Raw genomic sequence first — 15,763 nt, 5'->3', positions numbered from 1 at the left:
CTACTCGTCGGAATAGGCAGCCGTATCACGGCCCAAATCGCCTTCCGGCTTGGTCGCGTCGAACAATTGAATGGGTGCACCAGGCATCACGGTGCTGATTGCATGTTTATAGACAAGCTGGGTATGCCCGTCACGGCGTAAGAGAACAGAGAAATTGTCAAACCAGGTAATAATACCCTGAAGCTTGACCCCATTGACCAGAAATACCGTCACCGGTGTCTTGCTCTTGCGCACGTGGTTGAGAAAGACATCTTGAACGTTCTGGGACTTTTCACTGGCCATGGCTCTGTTTTCCCTTCTTTTTTTGTTGTTTTAAGGTGCCCGTGGAATGATACGGCTTCGCACCGGCTGAAGCTGATTATGCGGGGCATCCGCAGCGCTGGCAAGCTGGGTCAGGGCCTGCCATGCAATACAGTAAGCATGGCAGCCAATGCATGCCCATCCTGAACATGATGATCAAATATAGCCCGGGCAATTCCCCCGTCATGGGCGGCATCGCCCAAAAGAATGGCAGTGCATCCGGCGGCGCGGGCTGCCTGCATATCCAAAGCAGTATCCCCGACATACCAGACCTTGCTACGTTTCCCGGTATAGCGCATGCGCTCAAGCGCCATCAGAATGGGGGCCGCACTGGGTTTGTCCGCCGCTGCATCCCCGGCACCGATCACCGCATCGAAAAAAGGCTCCCATCCGATATGGGCGACTTCCCGACGCAGAAAATCTCCCGCCTTGTTCGATACCACCGCCTGCGGCCAGAGGGAGGCTGCACGCAGCATGTCCTCAGCCCCCGGCATGGGCTTCAGATGATCGAGGTGACTGGCCGAAAGTGTATGATAGAAAATATCCCGCGCCTCCTCCCATCGTGTTCCGAACATAGCGGGAAAGGTATCACGGGCTGAACCTCGGACCTGTGCTTTCGTCTCGGTTACTGTCCAGACCGGACGTCCGAAATGACGGAACACAGTATTCAGGGCAGAGGCGATCGCAGCCCAGCCGTCGATCAGAGTGTTGTCCCAGTCCCACAGGATGGCATCCGGTCGATCGTCGGTCATGGTACCTGTTTGTCGAAATGAAGCGACAGATGATGCAGCAGATGGCGTGCCACAGGGCCTGGCGTTCCATCGCCGACCGCCAAACCATCCAGCCGCAGCACCGGTTTCACGAAGCTCGTTGCACTGGTCAGAAAAATCTCTCGCGCAGTCCTCAGCTCATGAAGCGCGATCGGTTCTTCCCGCACGGACAACCCGTCGAGAGCTGGAAGAATATCCGTTTTCAGAATCTCCCGCGTGCAGCCAGGCAACACGGAACAATCCAGATTTCTTGTCCTCAGCACACCATCCGCACCCACGGCCCATACCGTCGTGGCGGCTCCCTCGGTCACGTTTCCGTCCCGGTCATAGAGAATCGCTTCTGCAGCGCCTTGTTCCCTCGCCTGCTGCCGCGCCAGAACATTCGGAAGGAGGTTGGTAGTCTTGATATCACAACGCGCCCAGCGATCATCCGGCAGAGTGATGGCGGAAACACCCCAGCCTTCGGTATGAGCCGGGCAGGATGTCACTGATCGGGCCGTCACGATCATCGTGGGCTGCGCCTGACCGTCGGGAAACGCATGCGCCCTGGGCGCATATCCACGGGTGATCTGGATATAGAGCAGCCCGGAAGAGAGCCGGTTTCGCCTGACGACTTCCGTCAACACCGCCATCAAAGATAATTCGTGAAATACGAACGGAAGACGTAATGCATCCAGGGAGCGGCGCAGACGCGCCAGATGCAGTCCCGCATCCATCAACCGCCCATGGGCGACGTAGATAACCTCATATACCGAATCGCCGAACTGCAGGCCGCGATCCTCAACACAGACGGCCACCTGCCGGAGTGACTGATAGCGGCCATTCACATACGCAATACGTGCCATGAAGCGATCAACGTCCGCTCAGACGATCATGGCAATGACAACAAAAAAGAGAAACGGACACGGTACGCCGAACAATGTTGTCATCCAGATAGGACCATCCAGAGATGCCGTGACGATTGAGATCGTGGCGCAAACAATACAGATAGCCAGCAGAATGGCCTGTGGTCGATGGATACGATCCATGAAAAAGCGCATGTCGCTGATGAAATGCCGCATGCTGCAGGCTCCCTTCATGCCGGAAGGTTTTGGCCGGGATATTGGTGCGAGAGGGGGGATTCGAACCCCCATGCCTTGCGGCGGTCGATTTTGAGTCGACTGCGTCTACCGTTCCGCCACTCTCGCCCCTGCCGCGATCCGGCCTGTCCGGACCATCAATCCGAAACCACAGGCTGGATCACCTGAACCATAACGGGCAGTCGGACAATACCGGTATCGCTTATTTTTTGCCAGCCCATCCCCGGCAAAACCTGAATGTCATATTTTTTGGCGAAGAGGGCTTTGCAAGCCGGATCGACCCGGCTATATGACCGCCACGCTGTTCCCGGATAGCTCAGTTGGTAGAGCAAGCGGCTGTTAACCGCTGGGTCGTAGGTTCGAGTCCTACTCCGGGAGCCAGTGCTTCATTCCCCCAAAATTGATCTTAATGCTGATAAATCCTTATGATGGACGAGGATTTATTATTTCCCGTGATTCTTGATCTTGGCGGATACAGGGATTCTGGTGCACCTAGGGGAGATGCATTCCCTTGTGCTGACCAATGCCCGGATCGTGCTCCCTGATCGCGTCGTGGAGACCTCCATCACCATTGCAGATGGTGTTATTTCTTCGATCGGCTCCGATTCCTCCCTCGGTAAAGAAGGGGAAGATTTGGAAGGTGACCTGCTGATTCCAGGCCTGATCGATCTGCACACCGATAATCTGGAACGCCAGGTTTTGCCGCGGCAAAATGCCCGTTTTCCATCCGTGTCGGCGTTTCTGGCTCATGATGCGCAATGTGTCGCGGCCGGTATCACCACCGTGTTCGATAGTCTTTGCCTCGGTAATCTCGGCTTCGAGGAAGAAAGAATGCTGACCTGCCGGGATGGGGTGAAGGATCTCGATACCCTGACATCCGGCAACATGCTCAAGGCGGAGCATTTTCTTCATCTGCGCTGTGAGATGCCTGCTCCCGATACGCTGGATATGCTGAGGCCACTGGCGGAGCATCCCAGACTGAAACTGGCCAGCCTGATGGATCATGTTCCCGGTTATGGCCAATATTCCGACCTGACCCGCTACCGGGCACTCCTGCAGAGCGATGGATATTCCGTCGAGGAGACTGAAAACCAGATCCAACAGGCACAGGCCAGACGCAGCACATTGCGCAGGCCGAATCGTAATGCGATTCTCGACTTGCTACGGCCACGGGGAGTAGCCCTCGCCAGCCATGACGACCGCACCGAAGAGGAAATTGCTGAAAACACGGCCGATGGTGTTAAAATCAGCGAGTTTCCGGTCAGTCTGGTGGCCGCCCAGGCCGCCCGTGCCGCCGGGATGGCGATTATCGGCGGTGCTCCCAATGTCGTGCGCGGCGGATCGCATTCCGGCAACGTCTCCGTCGCCGAACTGCTTCAGAACGGGCTGATCGACGCACTGGCCTCTGATTACGTGCCTTTTGCGATGCTGGAAGCAGCCTTTATGGCGGCTTCCATTGCATGTCTTGATCTTCCCGCCGCGATCCGGCTTGTCACCGAAGCCCCTGCCACCATGACAGGGCTGCACGACCGTGGAAGGATCGCCCCGGGGCTTCGGGCCGATCTGGTGCGGGTCCATGTACATCTGGGAACACCCGTGGTGCGGGCCGTATGGCGTCAGGGCGAGCGCGTCGCGTGATAACTATGCTCTCCACCACTGCCAACATAGCGCGATACGCGATCTACTATGCCCCTGATCCCGCCGATCCGCTATGGCAGGCGGGATGCCGCTGGCTGGGTCGTGATCCGCTCACAGACGAGACCCTGCTTCAGCCTGCCCTGCCCGGCTTGTCATCCGCAGAATGGGCCGCCCTGACGGCTTCACCGCGTCGCTACGGGTTCCATGCGACCTTGAAGCCTCCCATCAGGCTGAAGGCCGGATATCACGAAAAGGAGTTTCTGGCAGCGGTAGAAGCCCTTGCAGGCATGATCCCTGTTTTTCCTATGCCAGCGCTCAGCGTCACCACAGTGCAGGGTTTTATGGCTCTGACCGAACAGAGTCCCTCATCCGCATTACGGGCGCTGTGTGATCACTGTGTCATCGCGCTCGACCCCTTCCGGGCGCCACCCACAGATGAAGAACTCGCCAGACGCAGGCAATGGCCGCTTTCACCGGCCAGAGAGGCCATGCTCCAGCAATGGGGCTATCCCGATGTGCTGGATGAGTGGCGTTTTCACATGACACTCAGTGAAAAATTGCCTGTCTCTGCCATTCCAGAAATCCAGTCTGCGGCTGAGAAATATTTCTTAGCCGCATTGGACAAAATCCGCTTGGTCGATGCGCTCTGTGTTTATCGGCAGGAAACTCCGGACCGGAATTTTTCGGTGCTGGCCAGGTTTCCACTGGCGAGAGCGATTCAGTAGCCCATCGCCAACCCATCCTTGCGTGGGTCTGATCCACCCAGCAGAACACCGCGCTGGCGATCGATCCAGATGCCCTGTCCGCCACCATGCGGGAACTCGATTTCCTCCAGATCATGGCCCAACGCGGTCAGCGCTGTGCGTGCCTCGACCGGAATACCGCGTTCGATTTCCAGCTTGCCCCGGAACGGAAACAAACGGGGGCAGTCCAGCGCCTGCTGAACATCCATCCCGAATTCCAGCATGTTGGTCAGAAACAGGGTCTGCCCCATCGGCTGGAAATGGCCGCCCATCACGCCATAAGGCATAACAGCCTGACCATCTTTCATCAGCATCCCCGGAATGATCGTATGCATGGGTCGTTTGCGCGGACCGACACAGTTCGGATGTCCGCGTTCCAGCCGGAATCCAAGCCCTCGATTTTGCAGCAATACACCACTCTGCCCGGCCAGAATGCCCGAGCCAAAATCGTTGAACAGAGAGTTTATCAGGCTGCACGCATTGCCGTAGCGATCAACAACAGACAGATACACCGTGTCCCGATGCCTCGGCAGCAATGTTTCACCCGCAGCCGGCAGGGTTGTCGTTGCCTTCTGGTCATCAATCAGGCCACGGAGCGCGGTGAGATAAGAATCACTCAACAGCCGCTCCAGCGGCACAGCAACCTGCGCGGGATCAGCCAGAAACGCATCGCGGTCGCGATAGACCATCCGCGCTGCCTCGGCATGCCGGTGTAACCGTAACGCGCTCAATGGACCTTCTGGCGGATGCTCAAACCCCTCCAGAATTCCCAGCATCATCAGCACCAACAGGCCCGATCCGTTCGGCGGGCATTGCCAGACCTCATAGTTTTTCCATGCCCGATGGATCGGAGTGACAAATTCCGGTGCTGTCAGGCCGGCCGCGAAATCCTCCTCGGTATGCAGGCCGCCTTTGGCCTGCAATGTGGCCACCATATCGGCAGCAATCGCACCTTCATAAAATCCGCGTGCACCCTGCCTTGCGATCACACGCAACGTTTCGGCCAGAGCGGGCTGACGAAACAGATCCCCCATGGATGGTGCATGGCCGTCAGGCAGAAAAGAATAGGCCCCTGTATTGCGCAGCTTGTCCTCGTTCCGGCTCCAGTCGAGCGCGACACGGGCGTGAACCCGCATGCCCTGCTCAGCCAACGCAATAGCGGGCTGCAACAGCGTATCCAGCCCTTTCGTGCCAAATCTGGTCAGCAGAGCCTCCCACGCCGCCACGGAACCAGGAATGGTCACCGCATGCGCGGAGGTTGGCGCCAGCATGGCGATGCCCTGTTTCTCCAGCGCCTCCAGCGTCAGGGCCGCCGGGGAGCGACCAGAGCCGTTCAGCGCATGCACTCCACCGCTGGCAGGGGCGTACAGGCAGAAGCAGTCTCCACCGATTCCAGTGGCCTGCGGCTCTATCACGCTTAAAACGGCGACCGCTGCAATCGCGGCATCCATTGCATTCCCACCGCTTTTCAGCACATCCAGCGCTGCAAGAGTCGCAGCAGGCATGGAGGTCGCGGCCATTCCTTCGCCGCCAATGGCCGGGCTGCGGCCGGGAAAATGAAAATCGCGCATTGGGGAATTGTGCCGCCCTGTATGATGGATGGCAATGCTTCGGGCAGGAAGGTCCATTCCGGACTTGTCTGCCTCTGCCGGCACCGCCAAAATCGTCCAGCCCGGACAGAACCGTGGCATTTGCAACACGGATCATCCGATGGCCGAACGCTATTACACAGTCACATGGGACCAGCTTCACCGGGATGCCAAGGCGCTGGCCTGGCGGCTGATCGAACAGCCCTGGCAGGGGATCGTCGCCGTCACTCGCGGCGGCCTGATCCCGGCTGCCATTATCGCCCGGGAACTGGAATGCCGCCTGGTCGAAAGTGTGTCGGTGATGACCTATGAAGATGAAGCACGCGGTGTGCCTGTAGTGACCAAAATGCCTGACGCGGCCGGTGATGGGACCGGTTTTCTGGTGATCGATGATCTGGTGGACACCGGCACCACACTGCGTGCAGTGCGGACATTATTGCCCAAGGCACATTTCGCCTGTCTTTACGCCAAGCCTGACGGTAAAGACGATATTGATACATTCGTGACTGAAGTGTCTCAGGATACATGGATCCTGTTCCCGTGGGACACGGAGCCTCAATTCGTCGCCCCGATCAAAAAGCAGACAGTGTAATGGTTCTTTTAAAATCCTCCCTTGCAGCCATCAGCCTTCTGACACTGGTTTCCAGCATGGCCAGGGCGGCAGACGGTGTTCAGGATCCGGTGGCGTACTGCAAATCCATCGGCACCAATGATACAGTACGCCCGATCCCTTCTTCGCTTCATACCAAGGGGGATGCACTGTTCGATCTGAAACCGCATGCCTCTTCCATGCTGCAATGGCGCTGCATGGATCATGCCGTGTGGATATGCAGCCCAGGAGCCAATCTGCCCTGTGGAAAGGCGGATGTAACCCTTGGTACACCCGGTCCCATTACGGAATGGTGCCAGGGACATCCGGATACGGATTTCGTCCCTATGTATGTCATTGGCCACAATTCTCCCTTCACCTGGTCCTGCAAAGGGAAAGAGCCACTGCGTTCTCCGCATGAGGCCAAGCTGGACAGCCGGGGGTTTTTCAAATCCTACTGGAAACAACTTCCGACTCAGTGAAAAAATCCGATCGAGCCGCGGCTGTTCCTGATACATGAAACTGATTCGATCATGGGTGCGGACAGCGCGTCATGCAGCGGAACTGTTGCAAAAGGCAGCGCCGTCTCCGCTCATCCAGCAAGCCACCTTGCTGGAAAAGAGGCCTGTCAGGATCGATCATTTCGGTCCTGATCCGGGCCGACTGAATATGTTTGTCTATCCTCCGTCCTCTCGACAACAAAAGAAACCCTGCCCGCTTCTGATTTTGCTGCATGGATGCGGGCAAAATGCCGAGGCATTTGCCGCCGCATCCGGTTGGATCACCCTGGCGGAACGCCTCAATGCACCTCTTATTTTACCTGTCCAGTCCAGAACCAATCATACGGCTGGATGCTTCCACTGGTTTCGGCCTGAAGATATTGGCAGCCATGGCAGGGAAGCCATCTCGATTCTTTCCATGATACGTTACGCCTGCACAACGTATCCGGTTGATCCTGACCGGATACATATTGCAGGATTATCCGCAGGTGCAGCCATGGCTGCTGCCATGCTGGCAACCTATCCGGACATATTTGCGTCCGGCATGCTGTTTGCGGGATTGCCCATCAATGTCGTCAAAACACCTGCTGGTGCCCTGTCGCTGATGAAAAAAGGCCTGCCCGTTTACAGTGATGAGTATCTGGAAGCCTGCGCACGAGTCCTTGCACCATCCAATGTAGCGCGCTGGCCGCGCATCAGCATCTGGCACGGGCTGGTTGACGGGGTAGTTTCACCGTTGAATGCCGGATTGCTGGCAAGGCAGTTTCTCAGTCTACACCGTCTTCCGCATCATATGCAGACAGAGATGTTACCTGAGCAGGCTGCAAGGCTGGAGGGAATCAACTGGCAACGAGATGGTGAAACGCTGGTATCACTGCATCTTGTTCCCGGCCTTGGGCACGCCATACCCACTAACCAACCATGGCAGGCGGCAAGCGATCCATACGTGCAGCCGGTTGCGGGCGTTGATGCTGCCGACCATGCTGCCGGTCTTTGGAAAGCTTAAAGCTGCGAGAATCTCAATCCCAGCGCGTCAGACGATTGACGGTAATGGCATGGTTCAGCGGACCGTGGCCGCCCCCAAAACCGGGAGCCCTGATCATGGCCGCCCTGACATAGCTGATCGCGCGGGTCACGGCATCTTCCAGCGTCATATCCTGTGCCAGACCGGTTGCGATCGCGCTGGCCAGCGTACAGCCGGTTCCGTGCGTATGCCTCGTCTCAATTCTGGGTGCCTCGTAGCGTTTGACGCCATCCTGTGTCATGAGCAGATCAACGACTTTTGGTCCTTGCAAATGCCCACCTTTGAGCAATACCGCACGGGCCCCTTTCTCAAGCAAAAACTGACCGGCTTGTTTCATGCTGGCTTCATCAATCACGGATAATCCTGTCAGGGCTGATGCTTCCGGCAGATTGGGGGTCAGCACAGAAGCCGCAGGTACCAGTCCCTCTCGCACCAGCGCAACAGCCTCAGGATCAAGCAGGGATTCTCCTCCCTTTGCGATCATGACAGGGTCGACCACCAAAGGAAGCCGGGTAGTCATCAGTCTGGCAGAGTTTTTGATCTCATCCAGCACCACCTGCACAGTCGCTGCGTTTGCCAGCATTCCGGTTTTAATAGCATCGACACCAGGGTCACCCAGAGCAAAACGGATTTGCAAAGCCACAAAATCGGGAGGCACCGGAAGCGTGGCATGAACATTCTGAGTGTCCTGCGCCGTCAACGCAGTCAATGCTGTCAAAGCATAACCATTCAGCGCCGTAATGGTTTTGATATCAGCCTGAATACCGGCCCCTCCACCGGAATCCGAGCCAGCCACTGAAAGCACACGCCCTTTCATGACAAATGCACCTGTGTTTCAGACTCTGCTGACACAGCAATAATATCACATAACTCATCGACGATACGGATGACGGTGGTTTCATCTTCCGCCTCCGCCATCACCCTGATCAGCGGCTCCGTTCCACTGCGTCGGATCAGCAGTCTCCCATGCCCGTTCAAGCCGCTTTCAGCATCGGCAATCGCCTGCTTCACTCTGGGATGAAGAAGCGGATTATCCCGATGATAGCGCACGTTTTTCAGTTTCTGTGGCAAAGGAGCAAATACCCGGCATGTCTCAGAGGCCGGTCTTCCCTCCTCCACCAAAACGGACAGGATCTGTAACGCAGCAATCAGCCCATCTCCGGTGGTCGCATAATCAGACAGGATGACATGACCAGACTGCTCACCACCGATGTTGCGGCCTGTTGCCCGCATCTGCTCGGCCACGTAGCGGTCACCGACACGGGTCCGGTCCAGGATCAGCCCGTTTGCTTTCAGAAAGCGCTCCAGCCCCAGATTGGACATGACCGTCGCCACAACGCCGTCACCGCGCAAACGACCGCTGGCAGACCAGCTTCTGGCAATCAATGCGATGATCTGATCCCCATCCACCAGATGCCCGCGCTCGTCGGAGACCAGCAGACGATCCGCATCGCCATCAAGCGCAATACCCAGATCAGCGCCGTGCTTCACCACCTGAGCACATAGATAATCCGGAGCCGTCGAACCACAGCCGGAATTGATATTGAACCCGTCCGGACTGACACCCAGCGGGATCACCGTTGCGCCCAGCTCCCACAGCACCGTCGGCGCAACGCGATAGGCCGCGCCATTGGCACAGTCGAGCACGATTTTCAGACCATCCAGACGTTGCGATTTGGGAAAGGTTGACTTGGCGCTTTCGATGTAACGTCCTGCTGCATCTTCAAGACGGGCAGCCCGGCCAAGTGCGGCAGGCGCAGCAAGCTGGCCGGACAGATCGGCATGAAGCAGTCGCTCAATTTCCATCTCGGTCGCGTCGGACAGTTTTTCACCATCCGGCCCGAACAATTTGATACCGTTATCCTCATAAGGATTATGGGATGCCGAGATCATGACGCCAAGATCAGCCCGCAGGGAGCGGGTGAGCATCGCAATAGCCGGTGTCGGCAATGGCCCGACCAGGGTCACATCCATGCCCGCACCAATGAAACCAGCCGTCAGCGCCGGTTCGATCATATATCCCGACAGTCTGGTATCCTTGCCGATAATCACCCGGTGCCGGTGATCGCCGCGCGTAAACAGCAGCCCTGCCGCCTGTCCGACCCGCAGGGCGATTTCCGCCGTCATGGGGGCGGTATTCGCCGTACCACGAATGCCATCGGTTCCGAAGAGACGTTTCTGCGTCATGTCGGATCAAAGCCGAAGCCATCAGCCCATAGACGGGTTTCGGTATTCATCGCTTCAACCAGCCTCCAATCCCATCCAGATTTTGACGGCCTGCACCGTTTCGGCCACATCATGAACCCGCAAAATATCGGCCCCTCGCGATAGGGCGTGCAAAGCAACTGCCACCGAACCGGGCATACGCTGTTTCGGAGGAATAGTCCTGTCCCCGGCCAGTGCCGCAATCATACCTTTACGCGATACGCCAATCAGCAGGCGACAACCCAGTGTAGCAAGCAAAGGCAACCGATCCAGCAAAGCCACGCTGTGACGGTTCAGCTTGGCAAAGCCTATCCCGGGATCAAGGGCGATATTATCTCGACGGATACCTGCTTTTTCAGCTTCGTTCAGCAGATGCTGCAACTCGTAAAAAACATCCTCGACCACGTTTTCATAGGCGGTGTTGGCGCCATCCATCATCGTCGCCGGTGTACCGCGCATATGCATCAGCACCACGGGACACTGAGCCTCCGCCGCAAGACGAAGTGAAGCAGAATCATGCGTCAGGCCGGAGACATCATTGAAAATACGCCCCCCCGCATCAAACGCCTTCCGCATGGTGGAGGCATTGCGCGTATCGACAGAAATCACCGCCCCTCTGGCTGCCAAAGCGCTGATGACCGGCAAAATGCGCCGCTGTTCTTCTTCAGGGGGCACGGGAACACTGCCCGGACGGGTGCTTTCCCCCCCGATATCCAGAATATCGGCCCCCTGAGCGAGCATCTCTTCTGCATCGGCAACGGCACGACCAACATCGAAGCGATCACCGGAATCGCTGAAACTGTCTGGCGTGACATTGATGATGCCCATAATGGCCGGTCGCGCAAAACCGGCCCAGCGGGGGCGGAGGGCTGTCAGTCTCTTCCTTTCCGGTTCTTCCAGCCGGCTCGCAGGAAAAACGGAATCACCTTTTCTATATAGAGAAAATGCCAACGGACCGCCGAGAAAAGGCACCGCCGCACCTGACGATACAGCCAGACGCGCTGCCTCTGCATTCAACAGCCCAAGCGGCTCGACGGGAGCAAGAATGTCCTTATGTGCTCCCGCCTCCTGATGGCGCATCATCTCAGCCTGTCAGCCCGGCTGAGTGGCTGCCCCAAACCCTTCACCGGGTGGAGGCGTCGCCGGACGGCTTGTTGTGGGAACAGAAGACCGACGTGTTTCCGGCATCGGTTCATCCACAACTTTCTTTTCGATCTTCTCGCCGCGCATCACCATGCGGCTTTCTTCACCGGACAGGGTCTCATATTCCAGCAAACCTTGGGCCAGCAGATGAAGTTCATCGATATGCTGGGTCAGGATTTCCCTTGCGCGCGCATAGGCACGGTCGATCATCTGTTTGACCTCGGCCTCGATTTCACGGGCCGTATGCTCGGAGATGTTCTTGGACTGGGTCACCGAATGACCCAGAAAGACCTCCTGGCTGTTATCACCGTAAGCAATCATGCCGAGCTTATCGCTCATGCCCCATTCCGTGATCATGCGGCGGGAGATGTCCGTAGCCTGCTTGATGTCACCGGAAGCACCGTTGGACACCTGATTGGGGCCGAAAATCAGCTCCTCCGCGACACGGCCACCCATTGTCAGCACAAGTTTCGCCAGCAAATAGGATTTGGAGTAGCTCAGACGGTCGCCTTCCGGCAGGTTCATGGTCAGACCAAGCGCCCGACCACGAGGAATAATAGTGACCTTGTGCAGGGGATCACTGTCCGGCTCATAGATACCGCACAGCGCATGGCCTGCCTCATGATAGGCCGTCATGCGCTTCTCGGCATCGGACATGACCATGGAGCGGCGTTCAGCCCCCATCATGACCTTGTCTTTGGCATCCTCGAATTCGGCCATGGAGACAGTGCGGCGGGACAGACGCGCCGCCAGCAACGCAGCCTCGTTGACCAGATTGGCGAGATCGGCACCGGAAAAACCGGGGGTGCCGCGTGCGATCACCTTGGGATCGACATCGCTGGCCAGCGGCACCTTGCGCATATGCACGCGAAGGATTTTCTCCCGCCCGGCCACGTCCGGATTCGGCACGACCACCTGACGATCGAAGCGACCAGGACGCAACAGCGCCGGATCAAGCACGTCGGGACGGTTGGTGGCAGCGATCAGAATGACGCCTTCATTGGATTCGAAGCCGTCCATCTCCACCAGCATCTGGTTCAGGGTCTGCTCCCGCTCGTCATTGCCCCCACCCAGACCGGCACCACGATGACGTCCGACTGCATCGATCTCGTCGATGAAAATAATGCAGGGTGCATTTTTTTTGCCCTGCTCAAACATGTCACGCACACGGCTGGCGCCGACACCGACAAACATTTCCACAAAGTCGGACCCGGAAATCGTAAAAAATGGAACGTTCGCCTCACCGGCAATGGCGCGCGCCAGCAGCGTTTTACCAGTGCCGGGAGGGCCGACCAGCAGAACACCCTTGGGGATCTTGCCGCCCAGACGCTGGAATTTCTGTGGGTCTTTCAGGAATTCAACGATTTCCTGCAACTCACCCTTTGCTTCGTCAATACCGGCGACATCCTCAAAGGTTACACGCCCCTGCTTCTCGGTCAGCATGCGGGCGCGAGATTTGCCAAAACCCATGGCCCGCCCGCCACCGGACTGCATCTGGCGCATGAAGAAAACCCATACGCCAATCAGCAGCAGGAACGGAAACCATGACAACAGGTAATGCAGGAACGGCGAAACATCCCCATCTTCCGGCTTGGCCACCACCCTGATACCCTTGTCGGTCAGATGCTGCACCAGACTCTGGTCATCGGGAGTGTAGGTCTGGAATGCTTTGCCGTCCGTCATCGAACCGGACACATTATGTCCCTGGATCGTGACGCTCCGTACCCGACCGCCATTAACCTCGCCAATGAAGTCCGAGTAGGCGATCTGCGCTTCCGGCGGCTTTCCGCCACCCGGCTGGAACTGATTGAACAGCACAACCAGAAGCAGAGCGATGACCACCCATAAGGCCAGGTTACGGCCGAAATTACCCATCATCAGTGCGTCCCGGGGCGAAAGCAGGCCCTAAAATGAAATCATCTGCTGCTTGCATCCGCTCAGGGATTTTGTCAGCTGTGCCAACATAAGCACTCTTTTTATCCAGCGCACCCCCTTGCCACTAATAACTGCGGATTGGCGGACCCTTCAGCCCATGATAGCAGGCTGAAACAAGGCTCCAGTGGCTGGCTGCGCCGGGCTGAGACAAATTGTCGCACCCGGATCGCTTCTCAAGATACCAAGATGCGGCACCGCTATCAGTTTCTCTCCATGCCGCCAGCTGGGGAGTGTCTGCAAAATGGCCGAAGGAAGGCCATCGCGTGAGCGGAACAGCTTCGCGTCCTTGCCAAGCGCACCGAGGGACAAGCCTTTTGCCTCTGCATCTCCCGACGGATCGTGGATACGGAAACGCTGATCCCAAAGCCCTCTGTCTTTTGCAACAATGGGGGCCTGTTGCGCAGCATGCTCACGAACGATCAGCCAGTCTCCAGGCAGGCGGCCCGCAGGCAGCACCCGGATGCCTTCCAACGTCATGGGTCGCAAGCCATGCTGGAAAGGCGTCAGCCGGGCATGACGGGGGCGGTAGTTTCTTCCGCTGACTGCCGCCAGAACAGCCGCAAGGGAGGGACATGACAGAGTGTTTCCACTGACCAGCGCATATCCTTCGGGCAGAAAAGACACAGTTGCAGCGAGTTCCTGTGCAATCGTCTGCTCCTGCACACGTCTGGTCATGGCTGCGTGATGGGCCATTTCCAGCAGCTGGTCCTGCTGCGGGCCATCCCGCTCCACGACTTCTCGCGCCTGTGTGCGCCCTGCGGCAGGAGAGTGATTGGACGGATCTTCTACCCAGTCCAGACCATAATCGCGTACCACATTCCTCAGAGACGCTTTGTTGAAAGCAAGTAGAGGACGCAACAGGCGGATATCAGCTGCTTCCCGGAGCAGTGCCATTCCTGCCAGGCCCATGACGGCACTGCCGGCCTGTTGTCTGATCCATATCGTTTCAGCCTGATCCTGCCGGTGATGGCCCAGCAAAAGATCAATGATGCCTTCGTTCCGGCAAGCGCCAATCAACGCATCATAACGGGCGGCTCTGGCTCGGCTTGCGATCGCGCTGCCCCTTTGGAGCGTGGTCAGCCGGAGTAAACGGGCTTCAATTTTTTGTGTTTTCAGCCGCTCCAGCGTGAGCTGCGCTTCAAAAGCCGATTCCGGGCGGAGTCCATGATCAACCACCAGTGCCAGAACCGAACCACCGCGGGACCTCTGCCACCTGGCTGCCAACAGGGCGAGAGCCAGACTATCCGATCCACCGGACACCGCCACAGCGACCCGCTGCGATACCGGTGGCACAATCCGGGCCATTGCCTCCGCGAACGCGGATGGCGTGACCCGATCATGATACCGACTTTCAGTCTCCAAGCCAGATTGCTGGTTTTCAGGAACAGCCATAGCGGAGCCTGGCCGCCTTCACATTGGTACCGGTTGCAGCAGAAGGAAATTCCTTCTGAAGTTTGGCAATCGTCGCGCAAGCAGCTGGTTTCTCATTGATAGCCCCCAGAGCATTGGCCAGTCCAAGCAGGGATTCCGCCGCATGCGCCCCCGTCTTGTTGCGCTTATAGACCGTATCGTAGGTCAGGGCGGCCTGTTGCCAGTCCCGTCGTCCGGCCAAAGCCTGAGCCAACAAATACTGGGCATCATACGCATGGGGATGGCGAGGATTACTCAGAATCTGCTGCGCGGCTGCCTCGGCCGCTGCATAGTCACGACGCGCCAGTGCGGAATATCCTGCCTGCAACGAAAGCTGGGGCGTCGGTGCCGGCGCCACCGTCTGTGGCGGCGGCGCAGTTACCGGCCTGCTTTCAGCACTCTGCGCCCCGCTAGCGCGGGGTGCGGCTAAAGGGGCATTGCTACCATTCGCCCCCCCCAGCTGATATTTCAGATCCTCCATCTGCTTGGCCAGCTCATCGGACTGCGTTTTCATGCGGTTATCGAGATCGTCGATACGACCCTGCACCGTGCGAACCTGTTCTTCCAAAGTCTGCACCCGCTGGAGAAGCTGAGCCAGCAGATCACCGTTCACATTGCCCTGCGACTGGACAGGAGCAGTCGTAACGATATTGCCTCGGCCCTGACTGCCCAGCTCCTGCAATTGCTGTCGAAGCTCCAGAATCTGGTTTTGCAGGGCAATGCCTTCGCGGCTCTCTATCTGCGCAGACGCAGTATCAGGGGCAGCGAGAAAAGCTGGTCCCGCCACAAGGATCGCAGCCAGCAACGGCCTAGCCATGGGCTTCATGGAATTCCTCCG

The 15,763-nt window shown here is 57.8% G+C and carries 16 protein-coding genes and 2 tRNA genes; 6 read left to right on the top strand and 12 right to left on the bottom strand.

Going from position 1 to position 15,763, the window contains the following annotated elements:
- The 5 genes from hfq to GBCGDNIH1_RS18115 form a co-directional block, all read right to left on the bottom strand.
- Positions 1-282 carry an RNA chaperone Hfq gene (gene hfq, locus GBCGDNIH1_RS18135; protein ID WP_011631830.1) on the bottom strand — a complete coding sequence of 94 codons (282 nt, stop codon included), beginning with the start codon at positions 280-282 and terminating at the stop codon, positions 1-3.
- Between the two features lie 110 nt (positions 283-392).
- Complete coding sequence (locus GBCGDNIH1_RS18130) at positions 393-1,052, bottom strand: HAD family hydrolase (protein WP_011631829.1); 660 nt, start codon at positions 1,050-1,052, stop codon at positions 393-395.
- Positions 1,049-1,915 (bottom strand): aminotransferase class IV, encoded by an 867-nt coding sequence (locus tag GBCGDNIH1_RS18125; RefSeq protein ID WP_011631828.1) that lies wholly within the window; start codon positions 1,913-1,915, stop codon positions 1,049-1,051. The genes GBCGDNIH1_RS18130 and GBCGDNIH1_RS18125 overlap by 4 nt, the downstream gene beginning before the upstream one ends.
- 18 nt (positions 1,916-1,933) lie before the next feature.
- The gene (locus tag GBCGDNIH1_RS18120) at positions 1,934-2,131 is read right to left on the bottom strand and encodes a hypothetical protein (protein WP_025319015.1); all 198 of its coding nucleotides are present in this window, start codon (positions 2,129-2,131) and stop codon (positions 1,934-1,936) included.
- Positions 2,132-2,173: 42 nt separating this feature from the next.
- A tRNA-Leu gene (locus GBCGDNIH1_RS18115) sits at positions 2,174-2,257 on the bottom strand.
- Positions 2,258-2,454: 197 nt separating this feature from the next.
- On the opposite strand from GBCGDNIH1_RS18115, the gene GBCGDNIH1_RS18110 reads away from it, so the two are divergent.
- The 3 genes from GBCGDNIH1_RS18110 (at position 2,455) to GBCGDNIH1_RS18100 (ending at position 4,512) form a co-directional block, all read left to right on the top strand.
- Positions 2,455-2,530 (top strand) — tRNA-Asn (locus GBCGDNIH1_RS18110).
- A gap of 84 nt (positions 2,531-2,614) precedes the next feature.
- On the top strand, positions 2,615-3,787 hold the full coding sequence (locus tag GBCGDNIH1_RS18105) for an alpha-D-ribose 1-methylphosphonate 5-triphosphate diphosphatase (RefSeq protein WP_232449686.1): 1,173 nt from the start codon (positions 2,615-2,617) through the stop codon (positions 3,785-3,787).
- A 5-nt stretch (positions 3,788-3,792) separates the two neighbouring features.
- On the top strand, positions 3,793-4,512 hold the full coding sequence (locus tag GBCGDNIH1_RS18100; RefSeq protein ID WP_011631825.1) for a DUF1045 domain-containing protein: 720 nt from the start codon (positions 3,793-3,795) through the stop codon (positions 4,510-4,512).
- Here GBCGDNIH1_RS18100 and GBCGDNIH1_RS18095 read toward each other — a convergent pair.
- Positions 4,506-6,101 (bottom strand): gamma-glutamyltransferase family protein, encoded by a 1,596-nt coding sequence (locus GBCGDNIH1_RS18095; RefSeq protein ID WP_011631824.1) that lies wholly within the window; start codon positions 6,099-6,101, stop codon positions 4,506-4,508. The genes GBCGDNIH1_RS18100 and GBCGDNIH1_RS18095 overlap by 7 nt on opposite strands.
- Before the next feature lie 139 nt (positions 6,102-6,240).
- On the opposite strand from GBCGDNIH1_RS18095, the gene gpt reads away from it, so the two are divergent.
- From gpt to GBCGDNIH1_RS18080, 3 genes are read left to right on the top strand one after another with little or no spacing between them, the layout of a single operon-like run.
- Entirely contained in the window at positions 6,241-6,711 is a 471-nt protein-coding gene (gene gpt / locus GBCGDNIH1_RS18090) for a xanthine phosphoribosyltransferase (RefSeq protein ID WP_025319018.1), read from the top strand.
- Entirely contained in the window at positions 6,711-7,190 is a 480-nt protein-coding gene (locus tag GBCGDNIH1_RS18085) for a hypothetical protein (RefSeq protein ID WP_011631822.1), read from the top strand. Before gpt ends, GBCGDNIH1_RS18085 begins: the two co-directional genes overlap by 1 nt.
- 34 nt (positions 7,191-7,224) lie before the next feature.
- Positions 7,225-8,214: an extracellular catalytic domain type 1 short-chain-length polyhydroxyalkanoate depolymerase gene (locus GBCGDNIH1_RS18080; protein WP_011631821.1), complete on the top strand. Its 990-nt coding sequence runs from the start codon at positions 7,225-7,227 to the stop codon at positions 8,212-8,214.
- Positions 8,215-8,227: 13 nt separating this feature from the next.
- Here GBCGDNIH1_RS18080 and thiD read toward each other — a convergent pair whose 3' ends face one another.
- The 6 genes from thiD to GBCGDNIH1_RS18050 all read right to left on the bottom strand — a co-directional run bounded on the left by thiD (position 8,228) and on the right by GBCGDNIH1_RS18050 (position 15,751).
- Positions 8,228-9,049: a bifunctional hydroxymethylpyrimidine kinase/phosphomethylpyrimidine kinase gene (gene thiD, locus GBCGDNIH1_RS18075; RefSeq protein ID WP_011631820.1), complete on the bottom strand. Its 822-nt coding sequence runs from the start codon at positions 9,047-9,049 to the stop codon at positions 8,228-8,230.
- Positions 9,046-10,419 (bottom strand): phosphoglucosamine mutase, encoded by a 1,374-nt coding sequence (glmM, locus tag GBCGDNIH1_RS18070; protein WP_011631819.1) that lies wholly within the window; start codon positions 10,417-10,419, stop codon positions 9,046-9,048. The genes thiD and glmM overlap by 4 nt, the downstream gene beginning before the upstream one ends.
- A 54-nt stretch (positions 10,420-10,473) precedes the next feature.
- A complete protein-coding gene (folP, locus tag GBCGDNIH1_RS18065; protein WP_011631818.1) occupies positions 10,474-11,520 on the bottom strand; it encodes a dihydropteroate synthase in 1,047 nt (348 codons plus the stop codon).
- A 9-nt stretch (positions 11,521-11,529) separates the two neighbouring features.
- Positions 11,530-13,455: an ATP-dependent zinc metalloprotease FtsH gene (gene ftsH, locus GBCGDNIH1_RS18060; protein WP_025319020.1), complete on the bottom strand. Its 1,926-nt coding sequence runs from the start codon at positions 13,453-13,455 to the stop codon at positions 11,530-11,532.
- A gap of 150 nt (positions 13,456-13,605) precedes the next feature.
- Positions 13,606-14,907, bottom strand: coding sequence for a tRNA lysidine(34) synthetase TilS (gene tilS, locus GBCGDNIH1_RS18055; RefSeq protein ID WP_011631816.1), 1,302 nt, complete (start codon positions 14,905-14,907; stop codon positions 13,606-13,608).
- Complete coding sequence (locus tag GBCGDNIH1_RS18050; RefSeq protein ID WP_072564041.1) at positions 14,894-15,751, bottom strand: tetratricopeptide repeat protein; 858 nt, start codon at positions 15,749-15,751, stop codon at positions 14,894-14,896. Before GBCGDNIH1_RS18050 ends, tilS begins: the two co-directional genes overlap by 14 nt.
- Between the last annotated feature and the right edge of the window lie 12 nt (positions 15,752-15,763).

The sequence above is a fragment of the Granulibacter bethesdensis CGDNIH1 genome (assembly GCF_000014285.2).
In the GTDB taxonomy this organism is placed as follows: Bacteria; Pseudomonadota; Alphaproteobacteria; order Acetobacterales; family Acetobacteraceae; genus Granulibacter; species Granulibacter bethesdensis.
This window is presented reverse-complemented; position numbering and strand designations above follow the sequence as displayed.

Bases quoted from the DNA above. Each gene is read 5' to 3' on its own strand.
- gpt (WP_025319018.1), top strand. From the start codon at position 6,241: ATGGCCGAACGCTATTACACAGTCACATGGGACCAGCTTCACCGGGAT.
- GBCGDNIH1_RS18120 (WP_025319015.1), bottom strand. From the start codon at position 2,131: ATGCGGCATTTCATCAGCGACATGCGCTTTTTCATGGATCGTATCCAT.
- GBCGDNIH1_RS18130 (WP_011631829.1), bottom strand. From the start codon at position 1,052: ATGACCGACGATCGACCGGATGCCATCCTGTGGGACTGGGACAACACT.
- ftsH (WP_025319020.1), bottom strand. From the start codon at position 13,455: ATGGGTAATTTCGGCCGTAACCTGGCCTTATGGGTGGTCATCGCTCTG.
- folP (WP_011631818.1), bottom strand. From the start codon at position 11,520: ATGATGCGCCATCAGGAGGCGGGAGCACATAAGGACATTCTTGCTCCC.
- thiD (WP_011631820.1), bottom strand. From the start codon at position 9,049: ATGAAAGGGCGTGTGCTTTCAGTGGCTGGCTCGGATTCCGGTGGAGGG.
- GBCGDNIH1_RS18095 (WP_011631824.1), bottom strand. From the start codon at position 6,101: ATGCGCGATTTTCATTTTCCCGGCCGCAGCCCGGCCATTGGCGGCGAA.
- tilS (WP_011631816.1), bottom strand. From the start codon at position 14,907: ATGGCTGTTCCTGAAAACCAGCAATCTGGCTTGGAGACTGAAAGTCGG.
- GBCGDNIH1_RS18125 (WP_011631828.1), bottom strand. From the start codon at position 1,915: ATGGCACGTATTGCGTATGTGAATGGCCGCTATCAGTCACTCCGGCAG.
- glmM (WP_011631819.1), bottom strand. From the start codon at position 10,419: ATGACGCAGAAACGTCTCTTCGGAACCGATGGCATTCGTGGTACGGCG.
- GBCGDNIH1_RS18050 (WP_072564041.1), bottom strand. From the start codon at position 15,751: ATGAAGCCCATGGCTAGGCCGTTGCTGGCTGCGATCCTTGTGGCGGGA.
- hfq (WP_011631830.1), bottom strand. From the start codon at position 282: ATGGCCAGTGAAAAGTCCCAGAACGTTCAAGATGTCTTTCTCAACCAC.
- GBCGDNIH1_RS18100 (WP_011631825.1), top strand. From the start codon at position 3,793: ATGCTCTCCACCACTGCCAACATAGCGCGATACGCGATCTACTATGCC.
- GBCGDNIH1_RS18085 (WP_011631822.1), top strand. From the start codon at position 6,711: ATGGTTCTTTTAAAATCCTCCCTTGCAGCCATCAGCCTTCTGACACTG.
- GBCGDNIH1_RS18080 (WP_011631821.1), top strand. From the start codon at position 7,225: ATGAAACTGATTCGATCATGGGTGCGGACAGCGCGTCATGCAGCGGAA.